We start from the raw sequence: 16,545 nt of genomic DNA on the forward strand, positions 1-16,545 counted from the left end.
ATGTATAACATTGAGTAGAAATCGCTGTTATCTAAAAGTCCACACATTCTCAGATAGAATACTAAGTATTATTTGACTAAATCGCTTTGTAAACAAATCGGATAAACCTTCATGGGGTGTAAAATCTACTAACGTCTCAGCTTCTATGATCTCTCGTGCGACATATTCTGCATTGCCCATTTCATCAGCTAACCCCAAATCAATACTTCTTTGCCCGGTCCACACTATGCCACTAAATATTTCCGGTGCGTTTTTCAAACGTTCACCTCTTCCTTGCTTCACTACCCGGATAAACTGTTCATGTATTTCACGTAGTAATGATGTGGCATGCGCCTTTTGAGCAGGATCCAGAGGCGTAAAAGGATCCAGAAAACCTTTATTTTCACCAGCAGTAAGTAAACGTCTCTCCACGCCTAATTTCTCTAAAGTTCCTGTGAAGCCAAAACCATCCATCAAAACACCAATTGAACCAACTAGGCTCGCTTTATCAACAAAAATTTTATCTGCAGCTGCAGCAACATAATAACCACCAGAAGCACAAATATCTCCCACTACCGCATAAAGCGGTATGTTAGGATATTTAACACGCAAACGGCGAATTTCATCATTAATATAACCCGCTTGAACTGGACTTCCTCCCGGGCTATTTATTCGCAATATGACTCCTTTTGTATTTTTGTCTCGAAAAGCAGATTGGAGGCTGGCATTGATTTTATCGGCACCGCTATTACCATCAGCGACAATAACACCTTTTAAATCAACAAGTGCAGAATGTTTTTCAGAAATTCGTACTTTACCATCCTCGATCCAGCCTAGTGCAAAGAACAGCAATATAAAAAGATAAAGAAAAGTGAGAATTTTAAAAAAAATTCCCCAGGTCCGTGTGCGCCGCTGCTCACGTAAAGATGCTAAGGCAAGGTTTTCTAGTAGATTTCTTTCCCAATCTTCTTTTTTAACTTCTGGCTCATTCATAGTGGTGCACTCATAAATTGGAAATCAGATGAAATATTTCTATAGATGACAAAAATATTGTTTACTGTGATATTTACTATATGTCAATGGTTATTATCGAATCTGCAGTCATATTTCTATTACTTAGATTATCGCTCAGCATTCTGCACAATCTGCAGAAAGAAAATTAATAAAAAAAGCCCCTCATCTTTTCGATGAGGGGCTTTTATGGAGTGCCTGGCGGTAACCTACTTTCACATGCGAATGCACACTATCATCGGCGCAGCTTCGTTTCACGGCTCTGTTCGGGATGGGAAGAGGTGGGTCCAAAGTGCTATGGCCGCCAAGCGAAACTTGGCAATATATTATATTAATATATTATTGGAAAAAGTAAATTAGATTAGATATTATCAACAAAAACTAAAAAATTAAATTTTTAAAGTTATAGGATCAAGCCTCACGGTCAATTAGTATCGGTTAGCTTAACATATCACTATGCTTCCACACCCGACCTATCAACGTCGTAGTCTTCGACGAACCTTTAGGAGGGTTAAACCCTCGGGAAGTCTCATCTTGAGGAGAGTTTCCCGCTTAGATGCTTTCAGCGGTTATCTCTTCCGCACATAGCTACCCGGCGATACGACTGGCGTCATAACCGGTACACCAGAGGTGCGTCCACTCCGGTCCTCTCGTACTAGGAGCAGGTCCACTCAAACTTCCAACGCCCACGGCAGATAGGGACCAAACTGTCTCACGACGTTTTAAACCCAGCTCACGTACCACTTTAAATGGCGAACAGCCATACCCTTGGGACCGGCTACAGCCCCAGGATGTGATGAGCCGACATCGAGGTGCCAAACTCCCCCGTCGATATGAACTCTTGGGAGGAATCAGCCTGTTATCCCCGGCGTACCTTTTATCCGTTGAGCGATGGCCCTTCCATACAGAACCACCGGATCACTATGACCTGCTTTCGCACCTGCTCGACTTGTCAGTCTCGCAGTTAAGCACGCTTTTGCCATTGCACTATCAGCACGATTTCCGACCGTACCTAGCGTACCTTCGTACTCCTCCGTTACAATTTGGGAGGAGACCGCCCCAGTCAAACTGCCTACCATACACGGTCCCCAATCCAGATAATGGATCTAGGTTAGAACCTCAACAACATCAGGGTGGTATTTCAACGTTGGCTCCATGAATTCTGGCGAATCCACTTCAAAGCCTCCCACCTATCCTACACAAATGTTATCAAAGTCCAATGTAAAGCTACAGTAAAGGTGCACGGGGTCTTTCCGTCTAGCCGCGGGGAGATTGCATCTTCACAAACATTTCAACTTCGCTGAGTCCCAGGAGGAGACAGTGTGGCCATCGTTACGCCATTCGTGCAGGTCGGAACTTACCCGACAAGGAATTTCGCTACCTTAGGACCGTTATAGTTACGGCCGCCGTTTACCGGGGCTTCAATCAAGAGCTTGCACCCCATCATTTAACCTTCCGGCACCGGGCAGGCGTCACACTCTATACGTCCACTTTCGTGTTTGCAGAGTGCTATGTTTTTATTAAACAGTCGCAGCCACCATTTCATTGCAACCCTATTCTGCTTCACGCGCGAGGCGCTACACATACAAAGGGCACACCTTTTCCCGAAGTTACGGTGCTATTTTGCCGAGTTCCTTCTCCTGAGTTCTCTCAAGCGCCTTAGAATTCTCATCCTACCCACCTGTGTCGGTTTACGGTACGGTCTTCATTCAACTGAAGCTTAGTGGCTTTTCCTGGAAGCATGGTATCACTCACTTGGCGTTCCTAAGAACGTTGCGTTATCACGTCTCAGCTTAGTCGCTCGGATTTGCCTAAGCAACACGCCTACACGCTTGAACCGGGACATCCAACACCCGGCTGAGCTAACCTTCTCCGTCCCCACATCGCATTGAACAAAGGTACTGGAATTTTAACCAGTTTCCCATCAGTTACGCATTTCTGCCTCACCTTAGGGGCCGACTCACCCTGCGCCGATTAGCGTTGCACAGGAAACCTTGGGTTTTCGGCGAGGGAGTCTTTCACTCCCTTTATCGCTACTCATGTCAGCATTCGCACTTCCGATACCTCCAGCAGCCTTTACAAGCCACCTTCACAGGCCTACGGAACGCTCTCCTACCATTTACATAAATGTAAATCCCTAGCTTCGGTGCACAGTTTGAGCCCCGTTACATCTTCCGCGCAGGACGACTCGATCAGTGAGCTATTACGCTTTCTTTAAAGGATGGCTGCTTCTAAGCCAACCTCCTGACTGTTTATGCCTTCCCACTTCGTTTCCCACTTAACTGTGTCTTGGGGACCTTAGCTGAGGGTCTGGGTTGTTTCCCTTTCGACACCGGACGTTAGCACCCGATGTCTGTCTCCCACGCTCGCACTCTTTGGTATTCGGAGTTTGCAATGGTTTGGTAAGTCTCAATGACCCCCTAGCCATAACAGTGCTCTACCCCCAAAGGTGATACGTGAGGCACTACCTAAATAGTTTTCGGAGAGAACCAGCTATTTCCAGATTTGTTTAGCCTTTCACCCCTACCCACAGCTCATCCCCTAATTTTTCAACATTAGTGGGTTCGGACCTCCACGAGGTGTTACCCTCGCTTCATCCTGGCCATGAGTAGATCATCTGGTTTCGGGTCTACACCCAGCAACTAAACGCCCTATTAAGACTCGCTTTCGCTACGCTTCCCCTACTCGGTTAAGCTTGCTACTGAATGTAAGTCGCTGACCCATTATACAAAAGGTACGCAGTCACGGAACAAGTCCGCTCCCACTGTTTGTATGCATGCGGTTTCAGGATCTATTTCACTCCCCTTCCGGGGTTCTTTTCGCCTTTCCCTCACGGTACTGGTTCACTATCGGTCGATTACGAGTATTTAGCCTTGGAGGATGGTCCCCCCATCTTCAAACAGGATTCCACGTGTCCCGCTCTACTTATCTCAATCCTAGTTCCACATTTGAATTTTCACCTACAGGGCTATCACCTACTATGGCTTAACTTTCCAGAAAATTCGATTAATTCAAATGCTAAATATTGAAGGCTTTTCCCATTTCGCTCGCCACTACTCTGGGAATCTCAGTTGATTTATTTTCCTCTGGTTACTTAGATGTTTCAGTTCTCCAGGTTCGCTACACTTAACCTATATATTCAGTTAAGGTTGACTCTTGCTCAATCAATTCTTTTTGTAATTCATAAAAACTGATTAAGCAAGAGTCAGGTTTCCCCATTCGGATATCTCCGGATCAAAGCTTGTTTGCCAGCTCCCCGAAGCTTTTCGCAGGCTTCCACGTCCTTCATCGCCTGTAATCGCCAAGGCATCCACCACATGCACTTATTCACTTGATCCTATAACTTTAATAACTTAATATTATTATTATAGGTATTTGTATATATTGCACTTTCATGCAATATAAAGATACAATCTAACCCATTGCTTCTTAATTATATTCGCAATTAAAAATTCATTGCTAAATATAAATAAAAAACTTTACTTTCTCCAAATTTTTAAAGAACAAAAAACTTTTATTATAGGCGCAAATCATCCATACTATAAATATTTTCTAAATACTTATATACAGCGTACTCTCTCTTATTATATTAATAAGATTAATGTATGGTGGAGGTGAACGGGATCGAACCGATGACCCCCTGCTTGCAAAGCAGGTGCTCTCCCAGCTGAGCTACACCCCCGATTATGTTGGTGGGTCTGGGTGGATTTGAACCACCGACCCCACGCTTATCAAGCGTGTGCTCTAACCAACTGAGCTACAGACCCTAGTATGAGTCTAAGCACCATCCGTCAATTGACGAACACTCAGTACAAATTACTGGCTCTTAGCTCTGCCTATAAACAATCGATAGGTTGTGGGTACTTAAATGAGATTTCTCTTGAAAGGAGGTGATCCAGCCGCAGGTTCCCCTACGGCTACCTTGTTACGACTTCACCCCAGTCATGAACCTCACCGTGGCAAGCGCCCTCCTTGCGGTTAGACTACCTGCTTCTGGTGAAACCCACTCCCATGGTGTGACGGGCGGTGTGTACAAGACCCGGGAACGTATTCACCGCGACATGCTGATCCGCGATTACTAGCGATTCCGACTTCACGGAGTCGAGTTGCAGACTCCGATCCGGACTACGACGCGCTTTCTGAGATTAGCTCCCCCTCGCGGGTTGGCAACCCTCTGTACGCGCCATTGTATTACGTGTGAAGCCCTACCCATAAGGGCCATGAGGACTTGACGTCATCCCCACCTTCCTCCGGTTTATCACCGGCAGTCTCATTAAAGTGCCCAACTGAATGATGGCAATTAATGACAAGGGTTGCGCTCGTTGCGGGACTTAACCCAACATCTCACGACACGAGCTGACGACAGCCATGCAGCACCTGTGTTCAGATTCTCTTTCGAGCACGAATTCATCTCTGAAAACTTTCTGACATGTCAAGGGTAGGTAAGGTTTTTCGCGTTGCATCGAATTAATCCACATAATCCACCGCTTGTGCGGGTCCCCGTCAATTCCTTTGAGTTTTAATCTTGCGACCGTACTCCCCAGGCGGTCAACTTCACGCGTTAGCTACGTTACCAAGTCTAATAAGACCCGACAACTAGTTGACATAGTTTAGGGCGTGGACTACCAGGGTATCTAATCCTGTTTGCTCCCCACGCTTTCGTGCATGAGCGTCAGTGTTAACCCAGGGGGCTGCCTTCGCCATCGATGTTCTTCCATATCTCTACGCATTTCACTGCTACACATGGAATTCCACCCCCCTCTGCCACACTCTAGTCCTGTAGTTTCAAACGCAGTTCCCAGGTTAAGCCCGGGGATTTCACATCTGACTTACAGAACCGCCTGCGCACCCTTTACGCCCAGTAATTCCGATTAACGCTCGCACCCTACGTATTACCGCGGCTGCTGGCACGTAGTTAGCCGGTGCTTCTTCTGTCGATACCGTCATGAGTTATGAATATTAGTCACAACCTTTTCTTCTCGACTGAAAGAGCTTTACAACCCGAAGGCCTTCTTCACTCACGCGGCATTGCTGGATCAGGCTTGCGCCCATTGTCCAAAATTCCCCACTGCTGCCTCCCGTAGGAGTCTGGGCCGTGTCTCAGTCCCAGTGTGGCTGGTCGTCCTCTCAGACCAACTACTGATCGTCGCCTTGGTAAGCCATTACCTTACCAACTAGCTAATCAGACATCGGCCGCTCCAAAAGCATAAGGTCTTTCGATCCCCTACTTTCCTCCTCAGAGTATATGCGGTATTAGCACATCTTTCGATGCGTTATCCCCCACTTCAGGACACGTTCCGATGTATTACTCACCCGTCCGCCACTCGCCACCAGGTGCAAGCACCCGTGCTGCCGTTCGACTTGCATGTGTAAAGCATGCCGCCAGCGTTCAATCTGAGCCAGGATCAAACTCTTAAGTTCAATTCTGTTAAAACTCTCGCTTGACTATTTTGATGTTGATTAAAAACCAATATCTATTTTTCTTACGAGTACTTAATATTTCTTAGGATTCTATTTCAAATCCTTTTTCTCACTAAGTACCCACACCTATCGATTGTAATTTTTTAAAGAGCGCTGCTACTTTTTAATCTGTTGCTTGGTAGCGAGAGGCGAATTATACAGACTCCGAAATGCTGGTCAAGACATATTTACACATAATTCAAATAAGTCGAATTGAGCTTACTAAGCATTTCATGAAATGCTCTTAAATACAATTACTCAGCTTTATTCGAGTGGCTTTTTATTTAACGCCTTGCTTGAGACTTGCTTCAATAAAGTGACTAAGATCTCCATCTAATACACTTTGCGTATTCCCAATTTCTATATTTGTTCGTAAATCCTTAATCCGTGACTGATCCAAAACATAGGATCGAATTTGATGACCCCAGCCAATATCTGTCTTAGTCTCTTCTATTGCTTGCTTCTCTTCATTACGCTTACGTAGCTCTGCCTCATATAATCTTGATTTCAACATAACAAGCGCATCGGCTTTATTACGATGCTGTGATCGGCCACTCTGACATTGCACAACTATTCCTGTTGGATTGTGCGTAATGCGGATAGCGGAGTCGGTTTTATTAATATGCTGACCTCCCGCACCCGATGCGCGGAATGTATCTATTCTTAAATCCGCCGGATTAATTTCTATCTCTATGGTGTCATCCACTTCAGGATATACAAAAACACTGGCAAAAGATGTATGACGACGATTACCCGAATCAAATGGTGATTTTCTTACCAAACGATGCACACCAGTTTCTGTCCGCAAATATCCATAAGCATAATCACCAGTAATTTTTAAGGTAGCACTTTTAATACCTGCAATATCACCAGCTGATTCTTCCAGAATTTCAACAGCCAATCCTTGTCTTTCACAGTAGCGCAGATACATGCGTTCCAGTATGGCTGCCCAATCCTGCGCCTCCGTTCCTCCAGAGCCCGATTGAATATCCACAAAACAATTATTTGGATCCATTGGATCAGAAAACATCCGCCGGAACTCCAAATTTGCTATTACTTTTTCCACGTTATTAACATCAATCGCTATACTCTCAAGAGTAGCTACATCCACTTCATCCTTCGCCATCTGAAATAATTCTTGTGCATCATGCAATTGTTGTTCCATCGATTCCAATGTAAAAACGGTATCTTCCAGTAATTTTTTCTCACGGCCTATTTCCTGGGTACGTTTACTATCATTCCAAATCGCAGGATCCTCAAGAAGCCGGGTTAATTCACTCAGCCGGATTTGTTTAGTATCGAAGTCAAAGAAACCTCCGTAATTCATTGGCTCGATTGCCCAGATCCTGAAGATGATTTGCAACTGCATTAATTTGTTCTGCTTCCATATTTTTCACCTGAAATTTAATTTCTAATTATACCTATTAGTGCACTGAGATCATGGGCACCTGTTGTTAACTTTCGTGAACCACATTATTCCTTTGCAATCAGAAGAAATTTTTAGGCTTATGGTTCAACTTTTCAAACCATCTACCAGTAAAAAAATTATAATCATCAGCTAATATTGCGTGCGATTCATGCATTCTTCACATTCCAACCCGTTTTCTTAATCAATTTTTTCATAAACTCAATAATGTCAAAGTTTTTTGCATTGATTCCAGCAGCAGGCTCAGGCTCACGTATGGGCAATGAGCTTCCCAAACAATATCTATCATTGAATAACAGACCTATGATTTATCATGCAATATATACGCTATGTCAGAACCAGTTCATTGCTGGCGTATTTGTCGTACTTGCGCCAAGTGATAACGAATGGTTCAAGTATGACTGGTCTGAGTTTTCAGAAAAACTAGTCGTGCTTAGCTGTGGCGGTTTAACTCGAGCGGATAGTGTGCTTAATGGCCTTACTGCAGCAAAACAAAAAAATCTGGTCGATACGAATGATTGGATATTGGTGCATGACGCTGCTCGCCCCTGTTTAACTTCAATTCTATTGGATAAATTAATCAATGAATTATCCATGGACGAAGTGGGTGGATTATTAGCAGTACCTGTAGCTGATACTTTAAAACGCAGTAACACTGAAAATCGTGTGGCACATACTGAATCCAGAGAAAATTTATGGCAAGCGCAGACGCCGCAAATGTTTCACTATGACCTCCTCACCCAAGCACTCCGTAGCGCGACGAGCATTAATGTAACAGATGATGCCAGTGCCGTTGAGGCTTTAGGATTTCACCCAAAACTTGTGCTTGGTGATGCTTACAATTTTAAAGTAACCTACCCTCAAGATCTGGCTTTAGCAGAACTAATAATACAGAAAAGGAATAATCCGTGAGTACACTAAGAATAGGGCAAGGTTTTGATGTACATCAATTGGTTGAAGGCCGTCCGTTGATCATCGGCGGAGTAACGATTCCTTACGAAAAAGGATTGCTCGGGCATTCCGATGCGGACGTGTTACTGCATGCAATTTGTGATGCACTTATTGGTGCTGCAGCATTGGGAGACATTGGCAAGCATTTTTCCGATTCTGATCCGCGCTATAAAAATATCGATAGCCGCGTGCTATTACGCAATGTATACAGCTTACTGGAAAACAATAGCTACACCATTATCAATATTGATGCGACCATTATTACTCAAGCACCAAAAATGGCGCCCCATATCCCCGCGATGATTGCAAATATTGCGCAGGATCTGAAAACACTTACAAGTAACATCAACATTAAAGCTAAGACAGCCGAGAATTTGGGCGCGATTGGCCGCAAAGAAGGTATTGTGGCAGAAGTTGTATGCTTAATTAACCGCACAAAAAATGAGATTGACTGAAAAAGGTACCGACACAAAAATAAAACCTATTCGGGTATTTTTTGCCATTTTCCCTAATGAATTTGTACAAAAACAATTGGCTCATCAAGCTGAAATACTGGAACCTACTTGCGGCGGCCGTAAAATACGAACGCAGAATTTCCATCTTACGTTGTTATTTCTAGGAGATGTCAGTACGCACCGTATTGCAATACTTCAGCAGACCATGAAAAACATATCAGCAAAAAAATTTGAGCTAAGTTTAGACAAAATTGGCTACTGGAAACACAATCAAATTACTTATATCCAGGCAAATCAATTCCCTGAAGAACTGTTCTTGCTCGTTGATTCACTGAAGACTGCGCTGTCAGAAGCTGGGTTCTTATTTGATAAATACACTTACAAACCACATGTTACGCTAATCCGGCAAGCGACTCATTCTGCAGAAATCGATCTACCTATCCCAATCAAATGGGAAGTAAATGAGTGGTCTCTTATTCAATCCAAACAAACTGAGCACGGTGTTGATTATATTCCACTGAAACAGTGGAACTTGAAATAAGCCAATATTGATCGAATAATTTATCCTATATAAATACCCCTTAACTCAAAGTTACCTGATTACATTCAATTAAAACCCTTGCCACTCAACTATTTTGAAAATTCTTGCCCTCGAAACATCTACTGAATTCTGCTCTGTTGCACTGTACCTGGATGGCAAGCTATTCAACAAGGAAATTCTTGCTGAGCGCCGTCACTCTGAAATTCTTCTGCCTATGATTCATGAACTGCTCGAAGAATCTGCACTTGCATTGCAGCAATTAGATGGCATCGCTTTTGGCGCAGGTCCAGGTTCTTTTACAGGTCTGCGCATAGCTTGCGGTGTCGCTCAAGGTTTGGCGTATGCAACCAGTCTCCCGATTATAGGAATCAGCACGCTTGAAGCAGTGGCACAACAAGTTGATGAACAGAAAATCATTGTGGCACTTGATGCCCGCATGGGTGAGATTTATCATGCTGCTTATCAGAAATTAACAAATTATGACTGGCAAGTTATCAGTCCGCCGACACTCTGTTTACCGCAGCATGCGCCCTCGGTACCGGGCAATGGTTGGATTGGATGCGGTAGTGGTTTTGATGTCTATCGCGAAGAATTATTGGCACTGTATAGCGAAACTATTCACCAGGTTCATTTCAAGCTCCACCCGCAAGCTGGGGAGATAGCACAACTTGCGCTACCCAAATTTACTGATGGTTCTAATACTGATCCAGCCAATGTAACACCTGTCTATATACGTAACAAAGTCGCATTGAAGGAAAATGAGCGATGAATAGCACATTACAGCAGACAGCCGAGTTCAGAAAAATGTACTCATCGGATCTAGATCGTGTCATCCTGATCGAACGAGAAATTTTTCTTTTCCCCTGGTCACTAGGAAATTTCGCCGATTCAATCAAGGCCGGTTATGTATGTCAGGTTTTGGAACATGCTGATGTGCTGTTCGGCTATGGAATCATGATGATGAGTCCTGAAGAAGCACATATTCTCACCATTGGTATCGCCGCAGACTGGCAAAAAAAAGGTTGGGGAAAAATGCTACTCCAGCATTTTATTCAATATGCCAGAGAAGAAAATGCAAAATCGATATTCCTGGATGTACGAGAATCTAATCACGGTGCCGCACAGCTCTATAAGCAAATGGGCTTCCAGCACATTGCAACGCGCAAAGGTTATTACCCGGCAATGTGCGGACGTGAAGATGCTCTTGTTATGCAATTGATGCTATGAATACGCGGCGCAGACAAATACTCAAAGAATTGAATCTGCTGCCGGTATGGCAACAAAAATCAGGCACCCGGAAACAGAATCAGTCGCTTGAATCACAATCAATCGAAATCAGAAATTTGATATCTCCACCTGATCCTGCAAAAGATTCACAGCAGCGCCAGGAAATCCATCAAATGAATTGGGATCAACTCAGATTAGCGGTATCCCAGTGTACTGCCTGCCCTTTACACCAAACACGTACTCAAACCGTATTGGGTGTCGGCGATGAGAATGCGGATTGGCTCTTTGTAGGCGAAGGACCAGGAGCCACAGAAGATGCAATCGGCGAACCTTTTGTAGGACCAGCCGGCAAATTACTTGATCAAATGTTGGCGGCTATTAAGCTAAACCGTGGCCAGCAAGTCTACATCACCAATATCGTAAAATGCCGCCCGCCCAATAATAGAAATCCCAATGCCAATGAAGCCCGTCAATGCGAACCTTATCTGACGAGGCAAATTGCTCTGATCAAACCCAAACTTATTGTTGCATTAGGAAAGGTTGCTGCACAAAACCTGCTCCAGTGTGAAGACAGTATTTCCAGCTTGCGTGGAAAAATACATGATTACTCAGGCATACCCCTGATAGTCACTTACCACCCCGCCTATTTATTGCGCTCTCTCCCAGAAAAAGCGAAAGCCTGGAAAGATTTATGTTTTGCTCAATCAACTATGCAGTCAATAACATTGGGGCGCCTCTAAAAATTCAAAATTCCAAACAAAACGAGGCGCTAGCAACAAATGGTGACGCAGCATATAACTGATATATAAGGAAACATTCTTTGTGAGCAACAAAGTGTTGTGACGAAATTTGGATTTTTAGAAGTGCCCATAAGCTGTTTATTTAACGAATATTCATGACTCATTTTATCAATACTAATCTTGTGAATTTCTGATCGGTTGTCAGTGTGTTCGACAATCCAGCCGTTTTCCAGAAGCTTCATCTTTTATGAAAAGAGCGTTTATTTTTCCTATCCGCTATCTTTGGATTCTTGATTCTGGACCCATGCTTCCGTTAGGTTAGACTTGAATGGACGTCAACAGTAAGCAAGACAGGCTAGTCTTCCCCCCGGTAAGCCAGATCTGGAATTGCCAGAACAATTCGCCTAGCAAGATCTTGGACTACCCAAACTTCTTGATCACCGTAAAGATTCATTCCTGCAAAAACAGAATTCATAACAAAGCTCCCTATACCAAAGGGAATGCCACCACCTCTAATCACTGCTGTATGGCTACCCTGCCAGAGAACGTCCCCTGTGGAGGCTCTGATAATTTGTATATTGGCTCCGGCACGAACCTCAGAGTAAACGCCATAGTACCTCGATGATTTTTCAGTTACCTCACCCACCATGATGGTGTCACAGCCGATTGATTTGGCTACACTAGCGTTCAGGTCACCCAAAGAGTTGTCAGTCATTTTGACTGCAGCATCGACCCGTTGGAGCGTTACCAAACGAATACCCGTGGGCGCCAGATGTGCGTGTAGCTCTTTACGAATCAATTCAGCCCCTTTTAGATTACTCTTCTTCGCCGTAAGAGGGAATACTGCGATGCAGGACAGAGGGGTGGACTTCAATTCTTGGGACGATTCAACTACAACGACATCGACATCGCTCTGTTTGGCATAACCACTACTACTTTCAACAGGGAGGGTTGCACAACCCGTAATGCTGAGTACGCAGGTAATTAGGAGTATCGGCAGTTTCATTGAATCGAGTTTCCTCTGTTAAATCCACGTGGAGTTGATAAATTCTTTTAACGATGGATCTCTCGTCGAGAAGTATCTCTCGTATTTTTATCTTAAAGACAACGAGTTTGTAAGTAAATAAAAAAGGCGGGGGATGTGTTGGGGGATATCAGCATATTAACTTTTTCTAAGCTTTATTAAGAATCGAGACTGAAACGGATCAAGACAAATCAAGCTTTACTGGGCAAGGCTTCGGCTTAATAAATCAAACCCGGAATTGTCGACACAACTCGCCTAGCAAGATCGTGGACAACCCAAACATCCCGGTCACCGTAAAGATTCAGTCCTGCAAAAACCACATTTAGAGGAACATTAACCATACCCAACGGGATCCCCCCACCTCTAATCACTGCCGAGTGGCTACCCTGCCAGAGAACATCCCCTGTGGAGGCTCTAATAATTTTTATATTGGCTCCAGCACGAGCCTCAGAGTAGATACCATACTGACTTGACACTCTCTCAGTCACTTCACCCAACATGATCGTGTCACAACCAATTGATTTAGCTACACTAGCGTTCAGTTCACCCAATGAGTTGTCAGTCATTTTGATCACAGCATCGACCCGTTGGAGCGCTACCAGACGAATACCCGTAGGTGCCAGTTGTGCGTGTAGCGCACTACGAATTGACTCTGCTCCCTTAAGATCACTCTCCTTGGCGGTAATAGGGAATACCGCAAGGCAGGTCAAAGGTGCGGAATTTAATTCTTGAGAAGATCCAGAGACAACAACATCATGAGCAGCTTCATGGGCAATATCAGTGGTCTTGACCGATTCTGGATTCTGTTTGGCATAATCAGCGCTACGATCAACATAACGAGTCGCGCAGCCTGTAATGCTAAATAGAAAAAAGATTAAGAGGGCTGACTGTTTCACTATATGTTAGGTTTAGAGATAACCAGGGTGAAATAGGTGAGGGACATAGGAAAAATAAACACCCCTTTTTATTCAAGTTCATTATACGCAAACCGGATGTTTAGGCAAATGCTGCTGAACGATCAAAAAACATCTGATTTTATTTACAAAAAATCGAGTCTGACCCCCATTGATTCCACTACGGCCAGGCGCTGGCGGAATTAGTGGAAATTTTATGTGCTGGAAAATTCTAAAAACCAACAACTTATCAAGTCTCCTTGGTTCATCAAGGCTCTGTAGCAATTAATTGTTGAATTGCTAGTCAAATATGCATCGGAATGTAAAGGAAGAGGTATGCATCATGAAAGCAGCTGAATTCAAAGATTGGATAACATCGATTGAACGGATGAGCCGCGGTCAGCGAGACAAGCTTCGAGAAAGATTAGAAGGAGAAGCCGATGCTGATACGATCATGGAATTGATTGAACAAGGGCAGAGTGCTGAACGAATTTGTCCCTATTGTCAGGGAACAAAGCTGTATCGGTGGGGCAAAGCGAGTGAGTTACAACGCTATCGATGCCGCCACTGTAATCATACATTTAATGCCCTGACCGGCACGGCATTGGCCCGATTACGCCACAAAGACAAGTGGCTTGATTATGAACAAGCGATGGTTCAAGGGGTAAGTGTGCGTAAAGCAGCGATCAGCTGCGGAGTAACCACGAACACGAGCTTTAAATGGCGTCATCGTTTTTTGCGAGTGCCTGCAATCCATCGATCTAGCCAAATGAATGGCATTGTTGAAGCTGACGAAATGTATTTTCTGGAATCTTTTAAGGGGCAACGTCATTTACCGAGAGCCGCGCGCAAACGAGGCGGCAAAGCTGCCAAGCGCGGCACATCAAAAGAACAGATACCTGTGCTAGTGGTACGCGATCGTCATGGTGAAACTGATGATCGTATACTGCATGACACAAGCGCAGAGCAAATCGGAACAGTGCTTATCCCTTTGTTAAGCAAAGATGTCATTCTCTGCACAGATGGAATGCCCGCCTACAGACAGATCACCAGGAATGCAAGAATTGTTCATCGTCCAGTCAACATTGCTGCAGGTCAACGAGTTATCAACGATGTTTACCACATTCAGAATGTTAATGCTTATGGCAGCCGACTCAGACAATGGATGGCGAAGTTCCATGGTGTAGCAACACGCTATCTTGCGAGCTATCTGGGGCGGCATAGAATGGTTGACCGTCTCGGTCAGAACGTTACACCAACCCTTTGTTTCCTGATATCACTTGGAAAAACAAGACAATTTCAACAATTAATTACTACATAGCCTTCATCAAAGTAATTCTTCACAGAAAAAAATCTCAATTCTAGACCTGTCCCCAAGCATTTGCTCGCTCTGCTTGGCAGCGCCTTCTATCCGGTTCTTGTACATTCGCAATGACCAGCTCACGGCGGGACTTGCACTCGCAGGAATGCGCCCATGCTGGGCGCGCAAACAAGAACGCCCTTCCGAAGAAGGGCGTGACTAATGCGAAGGATGGGAAGAAATTTAATTATGTGGGCGGGACAATTGGACACTTATATCGTTTGTGCGATTCTGCGATTCCACTCCGTACGAGCGGCTGTATTAGTACTCCATTGTGGGAATGTGTTCAATGATTCCCCTACCGGATTCTCTGGTCCATAAGTCTCACTCAATACCCAAACCCCATTGAGAAGCTGAGCCATTGCAGTCCATCCCCATTCAAGACGAGCGATAGGCACCCATACGGAATTGCCAGTGTTTGGTCTGAACATCAAAAACGTTTGATACGACTCCAAATTAGCTGGGCCCTCACCGACCAAAAATGCAAGGTACGACGATGTTGCGGGATTTGGCAGTTGTGTGCCGGGTGCATCAGTAGCATAGATCCATTTGGTTTGACCTGTAGATATCGCCACCACTGTGTTTTGATAAATAAAATCACCAGTAAGACCCACATCCAATATCCATTGCCCATTAGTGCTAAGGTCGTAGGTCCAGCCTGAGGTATCCATGCATTCTCTATAATTCTGAGCCAACTGAATGAAGCAAAGCTGCCCATCATCAATCGAATCTCCAACGACATCAGCACCAATCTCAATCCCCGGACTACCCGGTCGACCAAAACCCATCCATGGATTTCCATTTGCGTCGTTGTATATCAATATTGATGCGGTCACACTATTTATGGATGTAACAGAAGGGCCAGTGACAACAAATGTGTTGGAAGTAAATTGAGTGCCAAATTCTGAAACTATGATTGCCGTTACAACGTATTCGCCCGGAGTAGTGAATGCGAATGCAATCTCTTGACTCGTGAGCATGGCGGCCGTGACCGGTATGACGCTACCTGCTTGGGAAGTCGGCGAGAATCCAGCGACGATATTTGTAGTGCTTATCGTCCACTCAGCACTAATTATTGGAAACGGGCAAACAATCTGATGCGTCCCAATGTCTCCGATCGTAACTGGATATGTGTCACCGAATTGTCCCGATCGCCTAACCCAAGAACAGACTATTCGAATCGCGGGCTCAAAGTTACTATGGGTATTTATTGGTTCAGCATTCATATTTTTCTCTTTTTGTATGCGTCGGCCGAGCGCATTGACTGCCGTCACCCGATGCATGTAGCGTGCGTTGGAAAGTACTGCCTTGTGTTGCTTGTACAGCCCGTGGTCATTAGAGTCAAGAGGGATGTAGAGAACAAATAAGCTGTCCGGGTTTGTAGCACATGATCTGTCCGGATTATCTTTAGCCCAAGGAGGGTTTGAGATGAAACGGACAGAATGGCTACAGGAGACACGGAAGATGAGGTTTGAGGA

The 16,545-nt window shown here is 44.5% G+C and carries 12 protein-coding genes, 2 tRNA genes and 3 rRNA genes; 7 read left to right on the forward strand and 10 right to left on the reverse strand.

Annotation, left to right across the window (positions count from 1 at the left end):
- Positions 1 to 27 precede the first annotated feature (27 nt).
- The 7 genes from QZ942_RS10775 to prfB form a co-directional block, all read right to left on the reverse strand.
- Positions 28 to 972, reverse strand: coding sequence for a S49 family peptidase (locus QZ942_RS10775; protein WP_292995439.1), 945 nt, complete (start codon positions 970 to 972; stop codon positions 28 to 30).
- Positions 973 to 1,186: 214 nt separating this feature from the next.
- A 5S ribosomal RNA gene (gene rrf, locus QZ942_RS10780) occupies positions 1,187 to 1,299 on the reverse strand.
- 98 nt (positions 1,300 to 1,397) lie between these two features.
- Positions 1,398 to 4,327: ribosomal RNA gene (locus QZ942_RS10785) — 23S ribosomal RNA — on the reverse strand.
- 269 nt (positions 4,328 to 4,596) lie between these two features.
- Positions 4,597 to 4,672 (reverse strand) — tRNA-Ala (locus QZ942_RS10790).
- 8 nt (positions 4,673 to 4,680) lie between these two features.
- Positions 4,681 to 4,757 (reverse strand) — tRNA-Ile (locus QZ942_RS10795).
- A 116-nt stretch (positions 4,758 to 4,873) separates the two neighbouring features.
- Positions 4,874 to 6,411, reverse strand: a 16S ribosomal RNA gene (locus QZ942_RS10800).
- The 16S, 23S and 5S rRNA genes sit together here with 2 tRNA genes alongside, the layout of an rRNA operon.
- 319 nt (positions 6,412 to 6,730) lie before the next feature.
- A protein-coding gene (gene prfB, locus QZ942_RS10805) for a peptide chain release factor 2 (protein WP_292995441.1) occupies positions 6,731 to 7,838 on the reverse strand; the annotation gives its coding sequence in 2 pieces (ribosomal slippage) (positions 6,731 to 7,756 and positions 7,758 to 7,838; 1,107 coding nt in all).
- Between the two features lie 245 nt (positions 7,839 to 8,083).
- Here prfB and ispD point away from each other — a divergent pair.
- From ispD to QZ942_RS10835, 6 genes are all read left to right on the forward strand, one after another.
- Positions 8,084 to 8,788: a 2-C-methyl-D-erythritol 4-phosphate cytidylyltransferase gene (gene ispD / locus QZ942_RS10810; RefSeq protein WP_292995443.1), complete on the forward strand. Its 705-nt coding sequence runs from the start codon at positions 8,084 to 8,086 to the stop codon at positions 8,786 to 8,788.
- On the forward strand, positions 8,785 to 9,282 hold the full coding sequence (ispF, locus tag QZ942_RS10815; RefSeq protein WP_292995445.1) for a 2-C-methyl-D-erythritol 2,4-cyclodiphosphate synthase: 498 nt from the start codon (positions 8,785 to 8,787) through the stop codon (positions 9,280 to 9,282). Before ispD ends, ispF begins: the two co-directional genes overlap by 4 nt.
- Complete coding sequence (gene thpR, locus QZ942_RS10820; protein WP_292995447.1) at positions 9,269 to 9,823, forward strand: RNA 2',3'-cyclic phosphodiesterase; 555 nt, start codon at positions 9,269 to 9,271, stop codon at positions 9,821 to 9,823. Before ispF ends, thpR begins: the two co-directional genes overlap by 14 nt.
- A gap of 94 nt (positions 9,824 to 9,917) precedes the next feature.
- The gene (gene tsaB / locus QZ942_RS10825) at positions 9,918 to 10,592 is read left to right on the forward strand and encodes a tRNA (adenosine(37)-N6)-threonylcarbamoyltransferase complex dimerization subunit type 1 TsaB (RefSeq protein ID WP_292995449.1); all 675 of its coding nucleotides are present in this window, start codon (positions 9,918 to 9,920) and stop codon (positions 10,590 to 10,592) included.
- Positions 10,589 to 11,050 (forward strand): ribosomal protein S18-alanine N-acetyltransferase, encoded by a 462-nt coding sequence (rimI, locus tag QZ942_RS10830; RefSeq protein WP_292995451.1) that lies wholly within the window; start codon positions 10,589 to 10,591, stop codon positions 11,048 to 11,050. The genes tsaB and rimI overlap by 4 nt, the downstream gene beginning before the upstream one ends.
- Positions 11,047 to 11,790 (forward strand): uracil-DNA glycosylase, encoded by a 744-nt coding sequence (locus QZ942_RS10835; RefSeq protein ID WP_292995453.1) that lies wholly within the window; start codon positions 11,047 to 11,049, stop codon positions 11,788 to 11,790. Before rimI ends, QZ942_RS10835 begins: the two co-directional genes overlap by 4 nt.
- Positions 11,791 to 12,145: 355 nt before the next feature.
- Here the strand turns inward: QZ942_RS10835 and QZ942_RS10840 are convergent, their stop codons facing one another.
- Positions 12,146 to 12,589, reverse strand: a complete 444-nt coding sequence (locus tag QZ942_RS10840; protein ID WP_292995455.1) for a hypothetical protein — start codon at positions 12,587 to 12,589, stop codon at positions 12,146 to 12,148.
- A 443-nt stretch (positions 12,590 to 13,032) separates the two neighbouring features.
- Positions 13,033 to 13,710: a GNA1162 family protein gene (locus tag QZ942_RS10845; protein ID WP_292995457.1), complete on the reverse strand. Its 678-nt coding sequence runs from the start codon at positions 13,708 to 13,710 to the stop codon at positions 13,033 to 13,035.
- Between the two features lie 340 nt (positions 13,711 to 14,050).
- Between QZ942_RS10845 and QZ942_RS10850 the strand changes: the two genes are divergently transcribed.
- A complete protein-coding gene (locus QZ942_RS10850; RefSeq protein ID WP_292995459.1) occupies positions 14,051 to 15,028 on the forward strand; it encodes an IS1595 family transposase in 978 nt (325 codons plus the stop codon).
- A gap of 251 nt (positions 15,029 to 15,279) precedes the next feature.
- On the opposite strand, the gene QZ942_RS10855 is transcribed toward QZ942_RS10850, so the two are convergent.
- Positions 15,280 to 16,545: hypothetical protein (locus QZ942_RS10855; RefSeq protein WP_292995461.1), on the reverse strand; the 1,266-nt coding region annotated here is incomplete at its 5' end.

Origin of the sequence: Nitrosomonas sp. (assembly GCF_021731985.1) — a bacterium.
Taxonomy (GTDB): domain Bacteria; phylum Pseudomonadota; class Gammaproteobacteria; order Burkholderiales; family Nitrosomonadaceae; genus Nitrosomonas.